Here is a 19,958-nt window from a genome sequence, read left to right on the forward strand (position 1 = left end):
ACGGCCCGGTTAGTAAGGACAAATACGCAAAAACTCTGAGGAGCACGCCGTGCAGCACGACCAACGCGAAGAATCCACGCGCTATGAAGCGTTAAGTGTCGATACACTGGGCAAACGCCTGGGTGAGATCGAGGCCGTTGCCCAGCGGGTTGGCGGCGACCCGCTCCGCTGGGAAATTCGCGAGGTGGGCGATGGCAACCTGAACCTGGTGTTTATCGTGACAGGTACCACGGGCAGTGTGGTGGTCAAGCAGGCGCTGCCCTACGTGCGCATGGTGGGCGAAAGCTGGCCGCTGCCGCTTTATCGCGCGCATTTCGAGTATTACGCCCTGGTGCGCCAGGCCAAGCGTGCCCCCAACATTGCGCCGGAGGTGTTTTATTTCGATAAGCCTCAGGCCCTGTTTGTGATGGAGTACCTTTACCCGCACACGATTTTGCGCCGTAAGCTGATCAAGGGCGAACGCGTGGCGCGCTTGGGTGAAACCATCGGCCAGTTTTGTGCGCGCACGGCATTTCGTGGCTCAGAGCTTTCTCTGCCAAGCCCTGAGAAAAAGCAGGATGTTGGCCTTTTCTCCGGCAACGTAGCGATTCCCGCGATTACCGAAGCGTTAGTATTCACCGACCCTTATTACGGCGCCGAGATGAATCACCACACGCCGGAGCTTTCGCCGGTGGTGGACGAGTTGCGCCGCAATGCGCGTTTAAAAGCCAAGGTTCAGCGGCTATTGATGAAGTTCACCGCCAACACCGAAACTATGCTCCACGGTGATTTGCACTCGGGCTCGATCATGGCGACCGACACCGACATACGCGTGATCGATCCTGAGTTCTCCCAGTACGGGCCGATGGCGTTTGATTTGGGAATGGCCGTAGCCAATTTCCTGATGGCGTACTTTAGTCAGCCTGCCCACCGCCAGGATGATGATCTGGACGATTACCAGGCGTGGATTCTCGACGTCATCGAGGCGTGTTTCACAAGCTTCGATGCCGAGTTCCGCCACTTATGGCAAACCGAGCGCACCGGCATTCTGTTCCCCAGGGCGCTGTTTGAAGACCAGGGCAACAGCGCAGACGACGCCTGCGATGCGTTGCTGGAGGAAATTCGCCTGGACGCGCTGGCCTACTGCGGTATCGAGATGCACCGTCGGGTGCTGTCACTGGCCCATAATGCCGACTTCGAAGAGATCGAAGACACTGCACTACGTGCCAGGCTAGAAGCCCGCAATGTGCTGATGGGCCAGGCGCTGATTATGGAGCCTGACGCGGTACGTGAAATACCTGCGCTTATTGAATTGGCCCAGGCGTATAACCGCCAGGAAGTTTTATAAACAGCCTTCTATAAAAGGCGTGCTATAAAAAAGCCGCGGACACTAGGTCCGCGGCTTTTGAATGGCTGTTGTATGACTCGCCAGGATTAACGCTCAGGCAGGGGCAGCCAATCGGCAAGCGCCACCTCGGCATGGGAGAACTGCGGCATATTTTCGCCCAGCGTTTCCATGTTGGTGATGGCGTTATCGTTCAAAAAGTCTTGGGTAATTAGTGTGGGTGGCACGATAACCTGCTGGCCCGGCGCTTCACCGGCCATGAGTAGCGCCAGCGTACGTACCGAGACTTCGCCTACCACCGTTGGATTGGTGGCAACTGTTGCGGCCCAGGGCGAGCCGGGTTCACGCATGGCGGCAATGTCGGAGGTGGAGATATCGGCTGAATAAATAGCGATATCCTCACCCAGACCCATTTCATCCACCGCTATTTTCACGCCTGCTGCAAACTCGTTGTAGGGCGCGAAGAAGACGTTAATCATCGGGTTGGCCTGAATTACCGCGCGGGCCTGATTGGCAACCGAGTTGGCGATCGGGTTGTCCAGCGTGCCGAATACGGCGGCTTCGGTCACACCGGGGTGAGCTTCTTTAAAGTCTTCCCAGGCGGCGTTACGCCGATCAAGCGGGGCGATACCCGGCACGTAGACATAACCTGCGGTAAAGCGGTCGCCGTTGTCTTGTAGTGCCTGGTCAAGCGCCATCTCGCCCAGCAGGTAATCGGACTGCTCGACTTGCGGGATAGCGGGGTTGTCCACTTCCACGTCGAACGCGACGACATCAATACCCGCCTCTACAGCGCGCTGGGCAGCGTCTTTCATGGACTCCGGCAGCCCGTGCTGAATGATGATGCCGTCCACGCCGAGCGCGATGGCCTGGTCCACCATATCTGCCTGCAGGGCTGCATCCTGGCGGCTATCCAGCACGCGAAGGTTCACACCCAGCGCAGCGGCTTGCGCCTCTGCACCCGACAGATAGGCCTGGAAGAAATCGCCCGTGGAGATGTAGCGGATAAGCGCGATGGTGACATCTTCCGGCGCATCAAAGGGTGCCGGGCGCTCCTCAGCGGTTGCCAGGCTGGTTCCCAGTAGCGCCATGGCGGCGGTAAAACTGACCGCAAAGCGTTTGAACATACGGTGTTTAAGTGCACAGTTTTTAAGAACAAGGTTTTTAAGTACAAGGTGTTTAAGCATAGCGGTATCCCCGTTGTTAACATTTTTAGTATTGAAGCGTTATTAATGACGGCCTGATTGGCCACGCCGTGAGGAGAGGTAAAAGGTGAACATAAGTGCCACCACCAATACCGCGCCTTTAACAAAATCCTGGGTGTAGTAGGGTGCATTCATCATCGTCATGCCTTGCAGCAAAATCCCCACAAAAAGCGCACCCATGGCGGTGCCAAATGCGTTGGGGCGTGCAGCACCCAGTACGGCAAAGCCAATTAGCGCGGCGGCTACGCTATCCAGCAGCAGGTTATTGCCGCTGGCAATATCGCCCCGGCCTAAACGGGCGGCCAGCAAAATACCGCCAATCGAGGCGGTAACGCCAGAAATCATGTACGCCGCGATCTTGTAGCGCTCCACAGGCGCCCCCACCAGAGCGGTCGCACGCTCATTGGAGCCAATCGCATACATCAACCTGCCGTGACGGGTAAAGCCTAAAAACAGCCAGATAGCGACCGCAATCAGTACAAACACCACCACCGGCACCGGAATCAAACGCTCCAGAATCAGATCAAAGCGGTGCCTGCCCAGCCACAGAAACGCCGCCGAGAACGTGCCTTCCGCAGTGGAACCATCGGCCAGCGACATGCCGGTGGCGATAGAGTTGCCTTGGGTAGGAATGCGCTGAAGGCCAATCAGCAAAAACATCATGCCCAGGGTGGCCAGCAGGTCAGGGATGCGGAACTTGACGATCAGCAGACCGTTAATAAGCCCGATGAACGCACCCATCAACAGACACACCGCCACGGCCACATAGGCGGGCTGCTCAAGCACCACCATGCAGTACGCCGCCAGCATCAACGAGGTGGTGGCCACGGCACCGATGGATAGATCAAACCCGCCTACCACCAGTGTGGTGGTCACGCCCAGTGCCAGAATGCCGGTAATCGCCACAGATTGAAGCACAAATACCGCCGAACGCGGGTTCGCAAAGCCCGAGGCTGCCAGGCTGAAGTAAACCACCAGCGCCACCAGCAACAGCAAGAAACCGTAGCGAATGGCCAACTCCAGGCAGCGGGCTTTCGCGGCGCTGGCGTTAGGCTTTGCCGGAGGCCTGGGCGACGAGGGCGTTGAGGTCGATATCTCGGTTGGATTGCTCACCAGCAATGGCTCCTTCATGTAACACAATAATTCGGTCAGCGATTTCAATCGCCTCGTCTAGTTCAGAGACAAACACCAGCGTTGCGCGCCCTTTGGCGGTCGCTCGGATATGGCGGCCTATATCCTGCCGGGCCCCGATATCCACGCCTTGAAAGGGCTCATCCAGCAGTAACACGCGACTGGGCGATTGAAGCCAGCGCCCGATCATGACCTTTTGCTGGTTGCCCCCGGAAAGCGTGCCAATCGAATCCGCGTGGGATTGGCAGACAATCCCCAGCTGGGCAATCATCTGCTTGGTACTGGCGCGCTGCTGACGGGCGCTCAGGAAGGCTCCGCGGGTAAAGGTTTTTAAAAACGGCAGCGTCATATTATCGGCGATATTGAAATCCCCGATCACGCCGTTGGTCGCCCTGTCTTTTACCGACATGAACACACCTCGGGCAAGCGCTTCACGTACATTAACGGGCGCATAGGGCTGACCATCGACCTGCATGGTACCGCTGCTTAAAGGACGCAACCCGAACAGCGTCTCGACAAGCGCCGACATTCCGCTGCCCAGCAGGCCGGTAAACGCGACAACTTCGCCGTCACCCACGCTCAAACTGACCGGTGCCGCCCCTTGAGCCAGTTCGACATTTTGCAAGGTCAGGATAGGCGCGCCCGGGGTTGCCGGTTCGATATCGGCATTATTGATCGCCTGGCCCAGCATGGCGTGCACGGCGGCGGTGAGATCCAGCGGCGCTTGATCGAATACACCGGAGATCTGGCCATCGCGCAGGCAGATGATGCGATCCGCCAGGCGTCTGATATCGGACATGCGGTGCGAAATATACACAATCGCCACGCCCTGGACGCGCAAGCGGTCGATTACCGTAAACAGGCGCTCGGCCTCAGAGGCGGAGAGCGATGAGGTCGGCTCATCCAGAATCAAAAGCCTGGGGGCATGGGCCATGGCACGGGCGATGCTGATCATCTGCCGGTCGGCCACCGAAAGGTCGGCAACGCGGGCGTTCAGGTCGATATCCAGCCCCATGGCGTCGGCCACTTCGCTTGCCTGCTGGCGGAGTTTTCTGGCGCTGATCCATAAGCCGTTTGCGCCGGAGGCTAATCTATCCAGCATCAGGTTGTTGACTACATCCAGGTCGGGGATGACGCCGTCATCGATGGATTGATGTACGGTCACCACGCCCTGGTGGATTGCCTCGCGTGCATCGCGCGGGCTATAAGGTTTGCCAGCAAGCTGCATCTGGCCGTGGTCGGCCGCGTGGTAGCCGCTGAGCACCTTGACCAGGGTTGACTTGCCAGCCCCGTTGGCGCCCATCAGTACGACGACTTCGCCAGCATTGATACGCATATCAATGCCACGCAAGACCTGATTGTTCCCAAAGGATTTATGAATCCCCTGGATATCAAGCACGCTCGCTTGCAAGACGGTTCTCCTTGGTAGGCATACGCTGTGAAGGGCGCAAGATCATCGGTAAAGGGGGGTGGAAAGTCAATCGCTGTGGCAGGCCATGTGGCAAGCATGAAAAGCACTGAGGCCAGCGCAAAAAGGACGCGGGAATTGAACCCGCGTCCTTTTTGTTACTGCCGATATTTACAGCTGATCAATCCGGTCAAATTTGCCGGCGATATCGCTCTCGGTCCAGTGGGGCACCCAGCCTTCCACGTTGTCAAAGAAACGCAGCGCGGTAAATTCAGGTTTTGGCCCCATATCGAACCAGTGGGGCGTGTTGGCGGGCACGCTGATCAGGTCGTTGCGGGTGCACAGCACCTGATACACCTTGTCGTCGATATGCAGGCAGAAAAGCCCTTGGCCTTTCACGAAAAAGCGTACTTCATCTTCGTGATGGCGGTGCTCGTTGAGGAACTTCTGGCGCATGGCGTCCTTTTCAGGATGTGTGGGCACCATGTGCAGCACATCCACCGTCTGGTAGCCGCCTTGGGTTTTCAAGCGTTCGATGTCGTCCTGGTAGAGCGCCAGAATATCGTCCTGGGTGGCGTTGTCGGCAATTTCGCCCGGCGTTGCCCAGCGCTCGAACAGTACGCCTACACGATTAAGCTCAGTTTTTATCTGCTCGCCGTCGGTAATATCGACCAGCGCGTTGTTTGGGTCTTGATCGGCAAATACTTTGAGTTGTGACATTAAGGCGCTCTCCGCTAGCTAATACTTGAACTGTTAAAGGCTAATTCGTCAGATTGATCTCATCAAAGCTTGTTACGCAAGCGTGCTGTGTTCCTGCCTGGGTGCCTTCACGCACTAGTTGCAGCGTCTGCATGCCCGCCTGCTTGGCAGCATCAAGCTCTTCGACCACATCGGATAGGAACAGGATTTCGTCGGCGGGCAGCTGTAGCTTGCTGACGATATGCTGATACGCCTCAGCTTCACGCTTATGGCCGATATGGGTATCGAAGTAGCCACTGAACAGCGGGGTCAAATCGCCCTCTGTGCTGTAGCCAAACAGCAGCTTTTGCGCCTGCACGGAGCCTGATGAGTAGACGTAAAGCTGCTTACCGGCCTCAGCCCACTGGCGAAGGCGTGGGGCGACATCGCTATACAGATGCCCTTTAAAGGCACCGCGCTGGTAGCCATCGGCCCACATCATGCCCTGGAGCGCTTTTAGCGGCGTGACTTTCTGGTCAGTTTCTATCCAGTGAAGCAGGGTTTCGACCACCTTATCCAGCGAGGCGTCCGGTTCCTTTAGCTCACCGCGCACCGCGTCTATCTGCTCAGCAACGTCCGGCTGGGCGGAGTGGGTGTTCACATACTCGGGCAACTGATCATGAGCGTAGGGGAACAGCACTTTATGCACAAAGCTGATATCGGTGGTGGTGCCTTCGATATCGGTGACCACGGCGCGAATGCTGGTGTTATCAAAACCTGGGGTACTAACATCTGAATGATTGATCATTTGGGCCACCGGCTCTCTTCAAGGACACAGGCAAGTAAAAACTCAATGGCTTCCAGGTGACGACGACATTCGGCAACGTTGCTGCCCACGGCATAAATACCGTGGCCCACCACCAGAAAGCCCCACGGCATCGGCCAGCCAGCCCGCACGTGGTCGGCCAGCTCGCTCATGTCCTGTGAGTTGGGCACGACCGGCAGGCAGATGGTGGCGTCATGCGTGCTATTACCCTGTAACGCCTTTTGCATTTCAAAGCCGTTTAGCGCAATACCATCCGGGAAACGGCGCGAAAGTACGGTGCTGGCCACGGTGTGAGTATGCAACACGCAGCCAATCGTTGGGTCCAAGCGATAGAGCGCCGCGTGAAGATCGCTTTCCGCACTGGGTTTTCCGCTGCCTTCAAGCACGCGGCCTTCAAGGTCGCAAAGCAGTAAATCGCCGGCCTGAATACGGGTTTTATCGCGGCCGGAAGCGGTCACCAGGTAACCTTGCGGTGCGCGGGCAGAAAAGTTGCCGCCCGTGGCGGGCGTCCAGCCTTGCTGGGCCGCCCAGGCAATAGCCGCTAGCAGTTCGTCTTGTGAGGTCATCGTAGGATCAGCATCGCGTCGCTTTCAAAGGCCTTCATTCTATATGATATGCTCCGCGGCTGATAAGTCGCGCGCTGTATTCGTGCGTTCCATAAGTGCATTGCATACGTGCTTTCCAATTAAGTGCTTTCCCATCCGTTCTTTATCTCAGTACTCAAGGAGCCCCTGATGCCTCATCTTCAGTCACGTAGTTTACGGGTGTATGCCGACTCGCTTGAGTACCTGGATCAAACCCGCTTGCCGCAGGCCGAAACATGGGTGCGCTGTGCAAGCCCGGAGGATTGGCAGGTAGCGGTCAAAAGCTTGGCGATTCGCGGTGCGCCGTTAATTGGTCTGAGCGCGGCCTTTGTGTTGGCACAGTATGCCGCGCAGCATCCCGGCCAGGAAAGCGAGTGGCAGTTGGTAAGTGACCGCTTACGGGCAACGCGCCCCACGGCAGTTAACTTGATGTACTGCCTGGACGCTATGGAAGCCTGCTTTGCTCAAGGGCCGGCTGCGCTTTCTGAACGCGCCGCCGCACTGTTTGAAGAGGACCGCGAGCTGTGTTTGCGGATGGCCGAGCGCGGTGCGGACTTACTGAAAGACAGCGAGCGAGTGCTTACTCACTGCAATACCGGTGCCCTGGCAACAGCCGGTGTCGGCACGGCGATTGGCGCGCTGGCGGTGGCCAAGAAACGCGGCGTAACGCTGCATGTATACGTCAACGAAACCCGCCCGCTGCTTCAGGGCGGCCGGTTAACCGCTTGGGAAATGGCCGACCTGAATATTCCGTATCAGTTGATTGCCGACAGCATGGCCGCAAGCCTGATGGCCGCTGGCAAAGTGGATAAAGTGATGGTGGGTGCCGACCGCATCTGTGCCAACGGCGACTTTGCCAATAAAGTGGGTACTTACATGCTGGCGGTGGTCGCCAATTACCATCAGGTGCCGTTCTACGTCGTGGCGCCCTACACCACGGTAGATAAAGCTTGCGCTACCGGCGATGACATTCCGATCGAACAGCGCGACGCCGCGGAAATACGCGGAGCCACCGGTGCTTTCGGGGATGTCGTTTGGGCGCCGGAAAATGCACCGGTGTGGAATCCCTCGTTTGACGTTACGCCCGCGTCGCTAGTCACCGGTTGGGTGCTGGATACCGGCGTGTTTGACCAAGCCGCTATTGCCCGTGGCGAACACTGCCGGTAGCGGCCTTTAGATTTAAAGCGTGGCGTCGGCGTGGGTTTGAATCACCATAAGAAAGCCTTCGCCGTAATCCTCAAGCTTGCGTGCGCCAACGCCGGAAATATCGCCAAGCGCCTGCAGGTTCTGCGGCTTTTGTTCGGCCATTTCAGCAAGCGTGGCGTCGTGGAAGATAACGTAAGCAGGCACGCCCTGGGCTTCGGCAAGCGCCTTGCGGTGCTGGCGTAGGGCTTCCCACAAAGGGCCGTGGCCGGGTGCTGCCGAGTTGCTCTTACTGCCGCGCCGGGCGGTCTTGGTTTTGCTGGGTTTGCGCAGGGTCAGTGACTGCTCGCCGCGCAGCACCGGCTTGGCGTCTGCCGTTAAGCGAATCCCACCATGACCCTCCATATCCACGCTTAGAAAGCCGCTGGCAATCAATTGGCGAAACAGCGCCTTCCATTCGTTGGCCGAGAGATCCTTACCGATGCCAAAGGTGCTGATCTTGTCGTGACCAAAGCGGGTGATGCGCTCGTTGTTTTTGCCCAGCAATACATCTATCAGGTACGTGACGCCGAAGCGTTGCTCGGTGCGGTAAACGCACGACAGCGCCTTTTGCGCCGCCACCGTGGCGTCCCAGGTTTCCGGCGGAGTCAGGCAGTTATCGCAGTTGCCGCAGGGTGCTTCCAGATGATCGCCGAAGTAGTGCAAAAGCGCCTGGCGGCGGCAGCTGATGATTTCGCAAAGCCCCAGCATGGCGTCGAGCTTCTGGTGCTCGATGCGCTTTTGTTGGTCGGCAGCGCTGGAGTCCTGCTGCATCTGGCGTAGCGTGATGACATCCTGTAGGCCATAGGACATCCATGCATCGGCAGGCAGACCATCACGCCCGGCGCGGCCGGTTTCCTGATAGTAGGCTTCAATACTTTTGGGCAGATTGAGATGGGCGACAAAGCGCACGTCCGGCTTATCGATGCCCATACCAAAGGCGATGGTGGCAACCACCACTACCCCCTCTTCACGCAGAAAACGGGTCTGGTGATGCTGGCGCTGTTCCGGGGGAAGCCCCGCATGGTAGGGCAATGCGGTTAGCCCCTGGCGCTCAAGCCAGGCGGCGGTGTCGTCCACCTTGCGCCGAGATAGGCAGTAAACGATCCCGGCTTCGCCTGCGTGGTTGTCGCGGATAAAGCGCAGCAACTGATCACGGGCGTTGCCCTGATTTTCAGCGATATGGTAGCGGATGTTGGGGCGGTCAAAGCCACTGTTATAAAGCGCCGCCGCACCCAATTGCAGATGCTCAACGATATCGCCTCGCGTGGGTACATCGGCGGTAGCCGTCAGCGCAATGCGCGGTACCTGGGGAAAGCGCTGATGAAGCTGGGAGAGCTGGCGATACTCGGGGCGAAAGTCATGGCCCCATTGGGAGACGCAGTGGGCCTCATCAATCGCAAACAGGGCAATCCGGGCCTGCTCTAGAAGCGCCTGCATACGCGGCGTGGCAAGCCGCTCGGGGGCTACGTATAAAAGATCCAGCGTGCCTTCCCGCAGGCGGTTCTCCACCGCGACCGCCTCATGGTAGTCGAGGCTTGAGTTCAGATACGCCGCGCGCACACCGTTTTGAACAAGCGCTGCCACCTGATCCTGCATTAACGCGATCAGCGGAGAAACCACGATGGCGGTGCCGTCGCGTAACAGCGCAGGAATCTGATAGCACAGTGATTTGCCTCCGCCGGTGGGCATTAATACCAGCGCATCGCCACCGGCCACCACATGATCAATAATCGCCTGCTGCGGGCCGCGAAAGCTGTCGTAGCCAAAGACTTCCTGCAGCACCTTGAGGGCCGCCGGGTTGGGTTCGCCGTGCATCCTCGCTCTCCTTTTTACCGAGCGGGGATTGTCGCACGAAAAAGCCTCTTACGCGTTTGCCTAGCGAATTCCTGCACGCAGAAACGACTGCACAAACTGGCGCTGAAAGAGCAGAAATGCGATCAACAGCGGCGCGATGCTTAACAGCGTGGCCGCACTGACCGTGGCCCAGTTAACCCCGGTTTCAGGGGCAGAAAATACGCCCAGGCCCACGGTTAACGGACGGCTTTCCACCGAGTTGGTGACCACCAGCGGCCATAAAAAATTGTTCCAATGGTGGCTGATGGAAACCAGCCCATAAGCCAGGTAGGTAGGCTTGGCCAACGGCACGTAGACCTTCCAGAGAATTTCCAGCCAGCTGCAGCCCTCAATGCGAGCGGCATCTTCAAGCTCGCGGGGGATGGTCTTGAACGTCTGGCGCAACAGGAAAATACCGAAGGCGCTGGCCACATAAGGCAGCCCAATACCGGTGATAGTGTTAATTAACCCCAGCTCGCTGGCGATGCGGTAGTTCTCCACGATCAGCACTTCGGGAAATACAAACAGCTGAATCAGTACCAGCATGAACAGCAGGTTTTTACCCGGAATGGGAAACCGCGCAAAGGCAAAGGCCGCCAGCGTACACACCACAAACTGAGCGAGTACTACGCCTGTCACCAACGCAAAGGTGTTGAGGTAATAGCGGCCAAAGGGCGCCTGTGACCAGGCGTTAACGAAATTATCCAGCGTCAGCGGGGCGAACAGATCAAAGCGCACCATAAATTCGCTGGGATGGAAGGCCGCCCAAAAAGCGTACAGCAGCGGGAAAATCCAAATCACCGCCAATAGCCACGCCGCCACAGTTTCAAGCGATGGAAGTGACAGTCGACGAGATCGAGGCGCACCCGCCGTTGGGTTCCGGGTGTTTGAGTCTTGAGTACTTGAGATAGCGGTGGGTGAACTCATTGGTAGTGCGTCCTGCGATCCAGAATCGTGAACTTCAGCGTGGCGACCACTGCAAGTACCAGTAGAATCACCACCGTAATGGTGGCCGCTGTGGTGCGATCAAAAAACGAGAAGGCATTTTCGTAGACGTAATACAGCAACAGGTTGGTCGCGTTATTGGGGCCGCCCTTGGTCAGGATAAACAGATGATCAACGACGCGTACCGCATTGATTAACGCGTTGATCAGCACAAACAGCGTGGTCGGCATCAATAGTGGAAACGTCACCCGCCAGAAGTAGCTCCAGCGGCTGGTGCCTTCAAGGTCTGAGGCTTCTTTAAGCTCAGGGGGAATGCCTTGCAGCGCCGCGAGATAAAAAATCATAAAAAAGCCGGCTTCTTTCCAGACCGACATCACGATCACCGAGCCCAGCGCAACGCTTGGGTCGCCCAGCCAATTCACCCCGGAGAACCCCAGCGCTCCAAGCAGCTTGTTAAACAGGCCAATTTGCGGGGCGTAGAAAAACATCCAGATATTGGCCGCGGCAATCATGGGCAAAATAGTCGGTGTGAAGTAGGCCATACGCACAAGGCCACGCCCCGGCAGTTTGCCGTTAACAAACAGCGCCATACCCAACGCCAACGCGATAGAGGCGGGGATTGTGCCTAACGCGTAAATCAGGTTATTGCGCGCTACCTTCCAGAACTTGGCGTCATCGAACAGGAAACGGTAATTCTCAAGCCCGACGAATTCCGGCGGTGCACCGCGAAAGCCGGGCAGAAACAAACTATTAATCACGGTAGTAATAGTGGGTAAATACGCAAAAGCGGCTAACAGCACGGCGGCGGGCAATAACAGCAGCGCGCCATACATCTGCATTTTGTGGTGGGCGGTTAATGCCATAGGTAACTACCGCAAGTGAAAAAACGCCGGGGCGAACCCCGGCGAATAGGTAAGAAAAGACTTAACGTGCGTAACGACGCAGTATGGCTTCCGCTTCCCGCTGGGCCTGGTTAAGCGCAGCTTCCGGTTCCAGCTGGCCGGTTAACGCTGCCTGAACGGCGTTATCCAGCGTGCGACGAATGCGGCCGCCCTGGTAGGTGGAAAGCTCGGCAGTACCGTATTCCAGCTGGTCGCGGGCAACGGCGGCGGGCGGGAAGCTCTCCACGTATTCGCGCAGCGCATCGGTCTCGTAAGCGGCTGGGCTAACGCCCATGTAGCCCGTTTCAATCGACCAGTCGGCGGCGCGCTCGGGTGCGGTCATCCAGCGGATAAACGTCATCGCAGCGCGCTGCTCTTCCTCTGAGGCATCTTTAAAGACATAGAAGTTGCCGCCGCCGGTGGGGCTGCCGCGCTGGGTGTTCATGGGCAGCATGGCAACGCCGAAATCAAAACCGGCCTCATTGCGCACGGCGGTCAGGTTGCCGGTGGTGTGCCACATCATAGCGGTAGATTGTTCAAGGAAGTTCTGGCGCAGCGTGCCCCACTCAATGGTGCCATCCGGCATGGCGTCATGTTCGGTGGTTAGCGATACCCAGTACTCAAGGGCTTCAACGGCGGCGGGGTCATCAAAATAGACCTCGGTGCCGTCTTCACTCATCAATCGGTGGCCGTTCTGAAACGCGAATGCCTGGAACATCCAGTAGGGGTAGCCGGTAGACGGCACCATCACGCCCCACTGCTCACCGTTGGAGGCTTCGCGAACCGTCGCCGCCATCTCGGCCATTTCCTGCCAGTTTTCCGGCGGGGTTTCAGGGTCTAAACCGGCCGCTTCAAAGGCATCCTTGTTCCAGAAAAGCACAATGGTGGAGCGCTGGAAAGGAATGCCGTAGGTGTTGCCATCCAACTGGCCGTTTTCCATCAGGCCTGGGTAGAAGCTGTCGAGCCATTCGCGCTCTTCATCGGTTTTTACCAGATCATCGAACGCCACAATGGCGTCCTGCTCGATCAGTTCGTAAAGGCCGATGGAGAACATCACCGATAGCTGCGGCGTATCGCCTGACTCAATTGCCGACATCGTGCGCACGCGGGTGTCGTCGTAGTTGCCCGCGTAGATGGCTTCTACCGAGATATCGGGGTGTTCGCTCTCAAACTCATCGACGAGATTATCGATCACGTCCGTTAGGGCACCGCCGACCGATACGGGGTAGTACATGGTCAGGTCAACGGGATCAGCGCTTGCCTGGGCGGCGCTTAGTAGTCCGGCCACCAGGGCTGTGGTCGCAAAAGGGGTACGCAAACGCATAAAAGACTCCACGAACATCAATGTTGGAAAGAGCCCACGAAAGGTGGACGGGGAATTGAGCGATGTGCAGACAACAGTTGAACCGGCGACAGGTCATGACGCCGCAGCCCATCGCTACCAAACAGATGGGTACTTTCCGCCAGCCAGTGCAGGCGGCACGCTTGGCCGGTTAGCGCATGCTTGCCACTTAGCCGAACCCTTAGGGTATGGGTACCTACGGTGACGTGGGCGATGGTATCGGCGCCCAGATACTCCTCGCTAAGTACGGTGGCCGGAACACCGGGCTCTGATGCTGGGCGCAGCTCAATATCTTCAGGGCGAATGCCTAACTGCCCACCAGCGGCTTCCAGCGGCGCGACCGTGGTGGTCGGTTCGCCGTCGATAACAGCACCCTGATCGCCTTGGACAAGTGGTAACAAGTTCATGGCAGGACTCCCTATAAAGCTAGCGGCAAAGGCGCTGGCAGGCTGGTTATAAAGCTCGTCAGGCGACCCATCCTGAACGATGCGGCCGTGCTGCATAAGAATCACGCGGTCCCCCATGCTCATGGCCTCGACCTGATCGTGGGTCACGTAAATCACCGTCATATTCAGGCGGCTTTGTAGCGCCTTGATTTCCCGGCGCATATCGCTGCGCAGCCGCGCATCCAGATTGGAGAGCGGCTCATCCATCAAACAGATCGGGTGTTCAGAAATAATCGAGCGGGCAAGCGCCACCCGCTGACGCTGGCCACCGGAAAGCTGAGCCGGTTTACGGTTCAGATAATCGGTAAGGTCGACAAGCTCGGCCACCTTGGCCAGCCGATCGCGCTGTTCAGCTTTGGGCACCTTGCGACTGCGTAGGCCAAACACGATGTTGTCGGCAACGTTTAAATGTGGGAACAGGGCATAAGACTGAAATACCATGCTTAAACCGCGATCACCCGGCGGCAGGCGCGTAACGTCGCGCTCACCGATATGGATCTGCCCGTCGCTTGCTTCCTCCAGGCCCGCAATCATGCGCAGCGTGGTAGATTTTCCACAGCCTGACGGCCCGAGCAGAATGACAAACTGCCCGGGCGTCACCTCAAAAGAAATCTCATCGACAGCGGCCGTCGCACCCCAGCGTTTAGTAACGCGCTCCAGGCGGATACGCGATTGGCTCATACACACAGGCTCATATCTATACCACCAGCGGTTATCTATTGTTGGCCAGCTTGCGGTGAAAATGTTGCTGTTGTGTGACGTTTATATGGCGGGACTGTGTCAGGCAAAATCACTTGCTGATTTTAATGGCATACCGCTGCATTCGTCGTACCACGCTGGATTGGCTGATTCCTAGGCGATCCGCGATGGCGTAGGTGCTGGGTAACGTAGCGCTAAGCTGCAGCAGCGTTTCCCGTTCCAGCCGTGTTAAATACTCTTTGAGTGTTTCGTGAGATTCAATGGGCGACGTTAACGAAGAGACAGAGGTATTCGTTACGTTTGCCAGAGGCTGCTCGGTGGGAGGATAAACATGGGGTGTCTCGATTTGATCGGTGGGGCTTGAAAGCCAAGCTCTTTCCAGCCAGTTTTCGAGTTCACGCACGTTGCCCGGCCATTCGCTACCCATCAGGGTTGACCAAGCGCGGGTATCGAGGATTTTATGGCGACCATAGCGTTGATTAAGTCGTTTCAAACAGGCTTCGACAAGGTCGGGGATATCTTCACGGCGGTCGCGAAGCGGCGGCAATGTCACCGGAATCACGTTAAGGCGGTAGTAGAGGTCCAGACGGAATAGGCCAGCTTCTACTTGCTTAGCCAAATCCTGATTCGTGGCAACCACCAAGCGGAAGTCCACGCGACGTGGTCGTGTATCGCCTAATCGCGTCAAGCTGCCATCCTGAATTACTTTGAGCAGCTTGGTCTGCATCAATAGAGGTAGCTCACCAATTTCATCGAGAAACAGCGTGCCGCCTTCGGCCTGCTCCAACAAGCCGGCTTTACCCTGCCGCGCTGCACCGCTGAATGCGCCAGGCTGGTAGCCGAACATCTCGGATTCAAAAAGGTTCTCAGGGATAGCGGCACAGTTAACGTCGATAAAAGGCCCATCGCAGCGCTGGCTCCAACGGTGTAGCTGTTTGGCAAAGGCCGATTTCCCTACGCCGGATTCACCGAGCATCAACACATTGGCATCTGACGGAGCAACGCGCTTAAGCAGTAAAGCGATTTCGCGCATTACGTTACTGCGCACCTGTAGATTATCCAGCGCGTCATCCAAGGCCTGTTCATCCGCATCCGGTGCTATCTGGCTGCGCTTTAAGTGTTCGCTAAAGCGTTTTTGAAGCAGCGCATACTCATCTTGTAACAGCTGTAGATCCGTTAGATCCCGTGAGCGGCTGATAATGCGCTCTAGCTTGCCTTTGACGAAAACGGGGTAGGCTTCAGCGATAACGCGGCGTCCTGTTCCCGTTACCTGCATAAGTTGCGCAGGTCTGCGTGTCCGCATTACTTCCATGCTGATAGACGGTTTGAGCACGCCAGCGGTTTGTAGCTGCTGAACGCTACTGGAAAGCAGCTCTTCCCGTGATACCCCATAAACAGCTTCTGCCCCTGGGCTGATATCCACTATTTGCCCATTGCCGCTGACGATAAAGAAGTGATCGTTAGCGGTTTCCACAATAGTTTGCAGTACATGCCTGTCGATGTCGCTCATCAGAAGGCCCTTTGCTGATTCATTTTTGTATTGTCGATTCATTATTGAATTAATTTTACGCTCTTTGGATTCACTTTTGCATTAAGAGATGTAAGCAGCCGCCTGTTTACTGGCTTTATCGACTTGGCATGCCATATGCAGTGTCTTTACCAATCAGTTTTACAGCCAAGCTTTATAAATAAGCAGGTTTTTCAAACAAGGCGTTTGGTAACGCGCCAATATTCATAAAGCCAAGGAGATAAGCATGTCTGAATTCAATCAGCCATTGGGCGGTAACAGCGTGCCGCGTTTCGGCGGGCCTGCCACGATGATGCGCCTACCCACGCAAGAGAGTGCGGCTGGCCTGGATGCGGCGTTTATTGGCATTCCAATGGATATTGGCACCTCTAACCGCCCCGGGACACGTCTTGGACCCCGCCAGATTCGTGATGAGTCTCGCATGCTTCGCCCCTATAACATGGCGACTCGTGCAGCACCTTTTGAAAGCCTGCAGGTGGCGGATATTGGCGATGTGCCGATCAACACCTTTCATCTTCCCAAAAGCATCGACATCATCACTGCGTTTTTTGATGACGTACTTAGCCACAACTGTACTCCGCTGACCCTGGGCGGTGATCACACCATGACGCTGCCGATTCTGCGCGCCATGGCCAAGAAGCATGGGCCGGTCGGGCTGATTCATATCGATGCCCACGCGGATGTGAATGAACACATGTTTAATGAGCCGATTGCCCACGGCACTACCTTCCGCCGCGCTCAGGAAGAGGGATTGTTAGCGGCTAACAAGGTTGTCCAGATTGGTCTGCGGGGCACGGGCTACTCCGCCGAAGATTTTGACTGGTGCCGTGACCAGGGCTTTCGTGTGGTGCAGGCAGAGGAGTGCTGGTACCGCTCGTTGGCGCCACTAATGGAAGAGGTGCGTGAACAGATGGGGGATACACCAGTGTATATCAGCTTCGATATCGATGGTCTGGACCCCTCGGTTGCCCCCGGAACCGGCACGGTGGAAATGGGCGGGCTGACCTCGGCCCAAGGGCTTGAAATTGTTCGTGGTGCCGCAGGTTTGAACATCGTCGGCGGCGATTTGGTGGAGGTTTCCCCACCGTATGACGCTAGCGGTAACACCGCGCTAATGGGCGCCACGCTGCTGTATGAAATGCTCTGCGTGTTGCCGGGCGTCAAGCAGGGCGATTGAACTACCGCTTAGCTAGTGATTTAAAAGCGCTATCTAATAAATGCGCTATGACAAGAGACAGCAAGGGAGGCCTCGCCTCCCTTCAGGACGCCGCCAGCCCACCTCCAATAATCACATCCAACAGGTGAACCGTATGTCGTATTCCCAAGTGAAATCAGATGGCCCCGCGTCGTCGGCGCCAATACCTCGTAACCATTTGCTGAAGTTCCTGATCCCCTCGGTCATCGGCGTTTTGCTGTTTCTCATTCCTTTTCAGATAGGCGATTCCGTCAATATCGGCATGGGAGTGTTGGCCGATGGTCTGCAGTCATTGCTGGGTGAGGCATTACCTGCCATTGCCATGGCGGTACTACTCCTGTCGGTCGCAGTGACGCTATATGTTAAAGCAGCAAAACCAGCGTGGGCTCAAAATGGCCACTTTAAGGATATGTTCGATGTGGGCGCTATCTGGGTCGCCATGCGTCTATTAGGGGCCGTCTTTGTGGTGATGACCTATTTCCAGGTCGGCCCGGAATTTGTCACCGCCTCGTTTACGGGCGGTGTCATGCTCAATGACCTGGCGCCAGTGCTACTAACCTTCTTTTTCTTCGCCGCCATTCTGCTGCCGTTTCTGGTCGAGTTTGGTTTTATGGAGTTTATTGGCAGCATCGTGCGTAAACCGTTTCGGGTGATTTTTAACCTGCCGGGGCGCAGTGCCATTGATGCAACAGCGTCCTGGATGGGCTCTGGAACCGTGGGCGTTTTAATCACCGCCCAGCAGTATGAGCAGGGCTACTACAATGGCCGCGAAGCATCGGTGATTGCGACCAACTTTTCCGTTGCCTCTATCGCCTTTAGCCTGCTGGTCACTAACTTTGTCGGCATTAACCACCTCTTCGTACCCTTTTACTTTACCGTGGTGGTTTCTGGGTTAATCGCGGCGGTGGTGGTGGCGCGTATTCCTCCACTATCGCTTAAATCCAATGACTACTACGAGCCGGTAGGCTGTCAGATAAGCGAAGAGCGTACCGAAAACGTCGGCCTTTTCCGCTATAGCCTTCTGCAAGCTACCCGCCGTGCCGCTGGCGCTCCTGGACCTCAAGCGCTTGCGAAATTAGCGCTGATCAACGTGATCGATATTTTCCTGACGTTGCTTCCCTTGGTGTTTGCTATCGGCACCGTGGCGCTGATTCTGGCTGAGTTTACCCCGCTGTTTACCTGGCTCTCCTATCCGATGGTGCCGGTGCTTGAACTGCTGCGCATTCCTGAAGCACAGGCCGCTGTCCCGGCGACCTTAGTAGGCTTTGCCGATATGTTCCTGCCCGCCGTGCTGGCCACCAATATTGAAAGCGAGCTGACCCGCTTTGTGATTGCCTGCCTCTCCATGACGCAGCTGGTGTACATGTCTGAAATCGGCGCGCTGCTGCTCAAGTCCAAGATTCCTATCAAATTCTGGGAGCTGGTCGTGGTGTTTTTACTGCGCACTGCAATCACACTGCCGATCATCGCCTTTATGGCCCATACGTTCTTCTTTTAAGGGACTATTTATGAGCGTTAGCAAGACACTGACCTGTGCCGAGCTGCTAATCCACCTGCTGCGCGACACTTATGGCGTACGTGCACTGTTTGGTATTCCCGGCGTGCACACCGTCGAGCTTTATCGAGGCCTGGAAGGTAGCGATGTACAGCACGTTACTCCGCGTCACGAGCAGGGCGCAGGCTTTATGGCCGACGGCTATGCCCGGGCAAGCGGCAAGCCCGGCGTTTGCCTGATTATAACCGGGCCAGGTATGACCAATATCGCCACCGCCATGGGCCAGGCCCTGGCGGATTCAATTCCGATGCTGGTGATCTCAAGCGTTAACCGCCGCGATACGCTGGGTCTTGGCCAAGGGCGGCTGCATGAGCTGCCCAGCCAGCAGCAAATGATCAGCGGTGTGGCACGCTTTAGCCATACGTTATTAGATGCCAAGACTTTGCCCGACGTGCTGGCCCGCGCCTTCGCCGTCTTTAACGGCGCGCGACCGGGGCCGGTGCACATTGAAATCCCCATCGATTTATTTAACGCCCCGGTTAATGCGCCGCTCACGTGGCAGGCGCCAATGCTTTATCGCGCCGCGCCCGACCCCGAGGGGCTTGGCGAGGCCGCTCGCTTACTGCAAACGGCGAAACAGCCTTTGGTGCTACTGGGCGGCGGCTGTGTTTCAGCACCGCAGGCCGCACGCGCCCTGGTTGAGCAGTTGGATGCGCCCACGGTGACCACGATTAACGCTAAAGGCCTGCTGGGCCGTAATCACCCGTTGGATTTAGGCGCTAACGCCGCGTTGCCTGCGGTGCGTGAGCTTGCCGCAAACGCGGATGTGATTCTGGCGGTGGGCACTGAGTTGGGTGAAACCGACTACGACGTAGTGTTTGATGATGGCTTTCATCTTAACGGCGCGCTGATTCGGATCGATCTCGACCCCGAACAGCTGGTGCGTAACCAGCGAACGACGCTTGGCTTGGTGGGCGATGCCGGGCGCAGTCTGGAGCTGCTGCTTAGCCATATCCCTGAACCGTTGAAGTGTAACGGCGCTGAGCGAACTGCCGCTGCACTGAATGCGCTCGACCTTGTCAATGATCCGGCGTTTAGCGACTTTGTGCCGCTTTATCACACGCTAGCCGAGCATCTGCCTGACGCTATTTTGGTAGGTGACTCCACCGCGCCTGTATACGCAGGCAACCATTTGGTCAGCCAGCCAGAGCCGAGGCGCTATTTCAACGCGTCAACGGGGTACGGCACCTTAG

The 19,958-nt window shown here is 56.9% G+C and carries 17 protein-coding genes; 5 read left to right on the forward strand and 12 right to left on the reverse strand.

What is annotated here, in order from left to right; translation table 11 throughout:
* The first annotated feature begins 49 nt into the window (after positions 1 to 49).
* Positions 50 to 1,327, forward strand: a complete 1,278-nt coding sequence (gene mtnK / locus ACT3R7_RS14880) for an S-methyl-5-thioribose kinase (protein WP_193091519.1) — start codon at positions 50 to 52, stop codon at positions 1,325 to 1,327.
* Between the two features lie 86 nt (positions 1,328 to 1,413).
* Here mtnK and ACT3R7_RS14885 read toward each other — a convergent pair whose 3' ends face one another.
* The 6 genes from ACT3R7_RS14885 to mtnB all read right to left on the reverse strand — a co-directional run bounded on the left by ACT3R7_RS14885 (position 1,414) and on the right by mtnB (position 7,138).
* Entirely contained in the window at positions 1,414 to 2,511 is a 1,098-nt protein-coding gene (locus ACT3R7_RS14885; protein WP_226940106.1) for a substrate-binding domain-containing protein, read from the reverse strand.
* A gap of 42 nt (positions 2,512 to 2,553) precedes the next feature.
* Complete coding sequence (locus ACT3R7_RS14890; RefSeq protein ID WP_319643920.1) at positions 2,554 to 3,642, reverse strand: ABC transporter permease; 1,089 nt, start codon at positions 3,640 to 3,642, stop codon at positions 2,554 to 2,556.
* Positions 3,578 to 5,071, reverse strand: a complete 1,494-nt coding sequence (locus ACT3R7_RS14895; protein WP_193091520.1) for a sugar ABC transporter ATP-binding protein — start codon at positions 5,069 to 5,071, stop codon at positions 3,578 to 3,580. Before ACT3R7_RS14895 ends, ACT3R7_RS14890 begins: the two co-directional genes overlap by 65 nt.
* A gap of 168 nt (positions 5,072 to 5,239) precedes the next feature.
* Positions 5,240 to 5,788, reverse strand: a complete 549-nt coding sequence (locus ACT3R7_RS14900) for a 1,2-dihydroxy-3-keto-5-methylthiopentene dioxygenase (protein ID WP_193091521.1) — start codon at positions 5,786 to 5,788, stop codon at positions 5,240 to 5,242.
* 40 nt (positions 5,789 to 5,828) lie between these two features.
* Complete coding sequence (gene mtnC, locus ACT3R7_RS14905) at positions 5,829 to 6,554, reverse strand: acireductone synthase (RefSeq protein ID WP_193091522.1); 726 nt, start codon at positions 6,552 to 6,554, stop codon at positions 5,829 to 5,831.
* Positions 6,551 to 7,138: a methylthioribulose 1-phosphate dehydratase gene (mtnB, locus tag ACT3R7_RS14910; RefSeq protein ID WP_193091523.1), complete on the reverse strand. Its 588-nt coding sequence runs from the start codon at positions 7,136 to 7,138 to the stop codon at positions 6,551 to 6,553. Before mtnB ends, mtnC begins: the two co-directional genes overlap by 4 nt.
* Positions 7,139 to 7,306: 168 nt before the next feature.
* Here mtnB and mtnA point away from each other — a divergent pair, with 168 nt between their 5' ends.
* Positions 7,307 to 8,323, forward strand: a complete 1,017-nt coding sequence (gene mtnA, locus ACT3R7_RS14915; RefSeq protein ID WP_193091524.1) for an S-methyl-5-thioribose-1-phosphate isomerase — start codon at positions 7,307 to 7,309, stop codon at positions 8,321 to 8,323.
* Between the two features lie 12 nt (positions 8,324 to 8,335).
* On the opposite strand, the gene recQ is transcribed toward mtnA, so the two are convergent.
* The 6 genes from recQ to ACT3R7_RS14945 all read right to left on the reverse strand — a co-directional run bounded on the left by recQ (position 8,336) and on the right by ACT3R7_RS14945 (position 15,997).
* Positions 8,336 to 10,156: a DNA helicase RecQ gene (gene recQ / locus ACT3R7_RS14920; protein ID WP_441675331.1), complete on the reverse strand. Its 1,821-nt coding sequence runs from the start codon at positions 10,154 to 10,156 to the stop codon at positions 8,336 to 8,338.
* A 60-nt stretch (positions 10,157 to 10,216) separates the two neighbouring features.
* Positions 10,217 to 11,101, reverse strand: coding sequence for a carbohydrate ABC transporter permease (locus ACT3R7_RS14925; RefSeq protein WP_226940108.1), 885 nt, complete (start codon positions 11,099 to 11,101; stop codon positions 10,217 to 10,219).
* Complete coding sequence (locus tag ACT3R7_RS14930; protein ID WP_193091525.1) at positions 11,098 to 11,982, reverse strand: carbohydrate ABC transporter permease; 885 nt, start codon at positions 11,980 to 11,982, stop codon at positions 11,098 to 11,100. Before ACT3R7_RS14930 ends, ACT3R7_RS14925 begins: the two co-directional genes overlap by 4 nt.
* 61 nt (positions 11,983 to 12,043) lie before the next feature.
* Positions 12,044 to 13,324, reverse strand: coding sequence for an ABC transporter substrate-binding protein (locus ACT3R7_RS14935; RefSeq protein WP_193091526.1), 1,281 nt, complete (start codon positions 13,322 to 13,324; stop codon positions 12,044 to 12,046).
* A 17-nt stretch (positions 13,325 to 13,341) separates the two neighbouring features.
* Positions 13,342 to 14,469 (reverse strand): ABC transporter ATP-binding protein, encoded by a 1,128-nt coding sequence (locus tag ACT3R7_RS14940; protein ID WP_441675329.1) that lies wholly within the window; start codon positions 14,467 to 14,469, stop codon positions 13,342 to 13,344.
* Between the two features lie 109 nt (positions 14,470 to 14,578).
* Positions 14,579 to 15,997, reverse strand: coding sequence for a sigma-54 interaction domain-containing protein (locus ACT3R7_RS14945; protein WP_193091527.1), 1,419 nt, complete (start codon positions 15,995 to 15,997; stop codon positions 14,579 to 14,581).
* A 244-nt stretch (positions 15,998 to 16,241) separates the two neighbouring features.
* Between ACT3R7_RS14945 and speB the strand changes: the two genes are divergently transcribed.
* The 3 genes from speB to ACT3R7_RS14960 form a co-directional block, all read left to right on the forward strand.
* Positions 16,242 to 17,192 (forward strand): agmatinase, encoded by a 951-nt coding sequence (speB, locus tag ACT3R7_RS14950; RefSeq protein WP_193091528.1) that lies wholly within the window; start codon positions 16,242 to 16,244, stop codon positions 17,190 to 17,192.
* A 133-nt stretch (positions 17,193 to 17,325) separates the two neighbouring features.
* Positions 17,326 to 18,708 (forward strand): YjiH family protein, encoded by a 1,383-nt coding sequence (locus ACT3R7_RS14955; RefSeq protein WP_193091529.1) that lies wholly within the window; start codon positions 17,326 to 17,328, stop codon positions 18,706 to 18,708.
* Between the two features lie 10 nt (positions 18,709 to 18,718).
* Positions 18,719 to 19,958: 5-guanidino-2-oxopentanoate decarboxylase (locus ACT3R7_RS14960; RefSeq protein WP_496199268.1), on the forward strand; the 1,240-nt coding region annotated here is incomplete at its 3' end.

Source organism: Halomonas sp. AOP43-A1-21 (genome assembly GCF_052376775.1).
GTDB lineage: Bacteria > Pseudomonadota > Gammaproteobacteria > Pseudomonadales > Halomonadaceae > Vreelandella > Vreelandella colorata.

Coding starts and splice junctions, on each gene's coding strand:
- mtnA (WP_193091524.1), top strand. CDS start 7,307: ATGCCTCATCTTCAGTCACGTAGTTTACGGGTGTATGCCGACTCGCTT.
- ACT3R7_RS14955 (WP_193091529.1), top strand. CDS start 17,326: ATGTCGTATTCCCAAGTGAAATCAGATGGCCCCGCGTCGTCGGCGCCA.
- ACT3R7_RS14930 (WP_193091525.1), bottom strand. CDS start 11,982: ATGGCATTAACCGCCCACCACAAAATGCAGATGTATGGCGCGCTGCTG.
- ACT3R7_RS14885 (WP_226940106.1), bottom strand. CDS start 2,511: ATGCTTAAACACCTTGTACTTAAAAACCTTGTTCTTAAAAACTGTGCA.
- recQ (WP_441675331.1), bottom strand. CDS start 10,156: ATGCACGGCGAACCCAACCCGGCGGCCCTCAAGGTGCTGCAGGAAGTC.
- ACT3R7_RS14945 (WP_193091527.1), bottom strand. CDS start 15,997: ATGAGCGACATCGACAGGCATGTACTGCAAACTATTGTGGAAACCGCT.
- ACT3R7_RS14935 (WP_193091526.1), bottom strand. CDS start 13,324: ATGCGTTTGCGTACCCCTTTTGCGACCACAGCCCTGGTGGCCGGACTA.
- ACT3R7_RS14925 (WP_226940108.1), bottom strand. CDS start 11,101: ATGAGTTCACCCACCGCTATCTCAAGTACTCAAGACTCAAACACCCGG.
- ACT3R7_RS14900 (WP_193091521.1), bottom strand. CDS start 5,788: ATGTCACAACTCAAAGTATTTGCCGATCAAGACCCAAACAACGCGCTG.
- mtnB (WP_193091523.1), bottom strand. CDS start 7,138: ATGACCTCACAAGACGAACTGCTAGCGGCTATTGCCTGGGCGGCCCAG.
- mtnC (WP_193091522.1), bottom strand. CDS start 6,554: ATGATCAATCATTCAGATGTTAGTACCCCAGGTTTTGATAACACCAGC.
- speB (WP_193091528.1), top strand. CDS start 16,242: ATGTCTGAATTCAATCAGCCATTGGGCGGTAACAGCGTGCCGCGTTTC.
- ACT3R7_RS14940 (WP_441675329.1), bottom strand. CDS start 14,469: ATGAGCCAATCGCGTATCCGCCTGGAGCGCGTTACTAAACGCTGGGGT.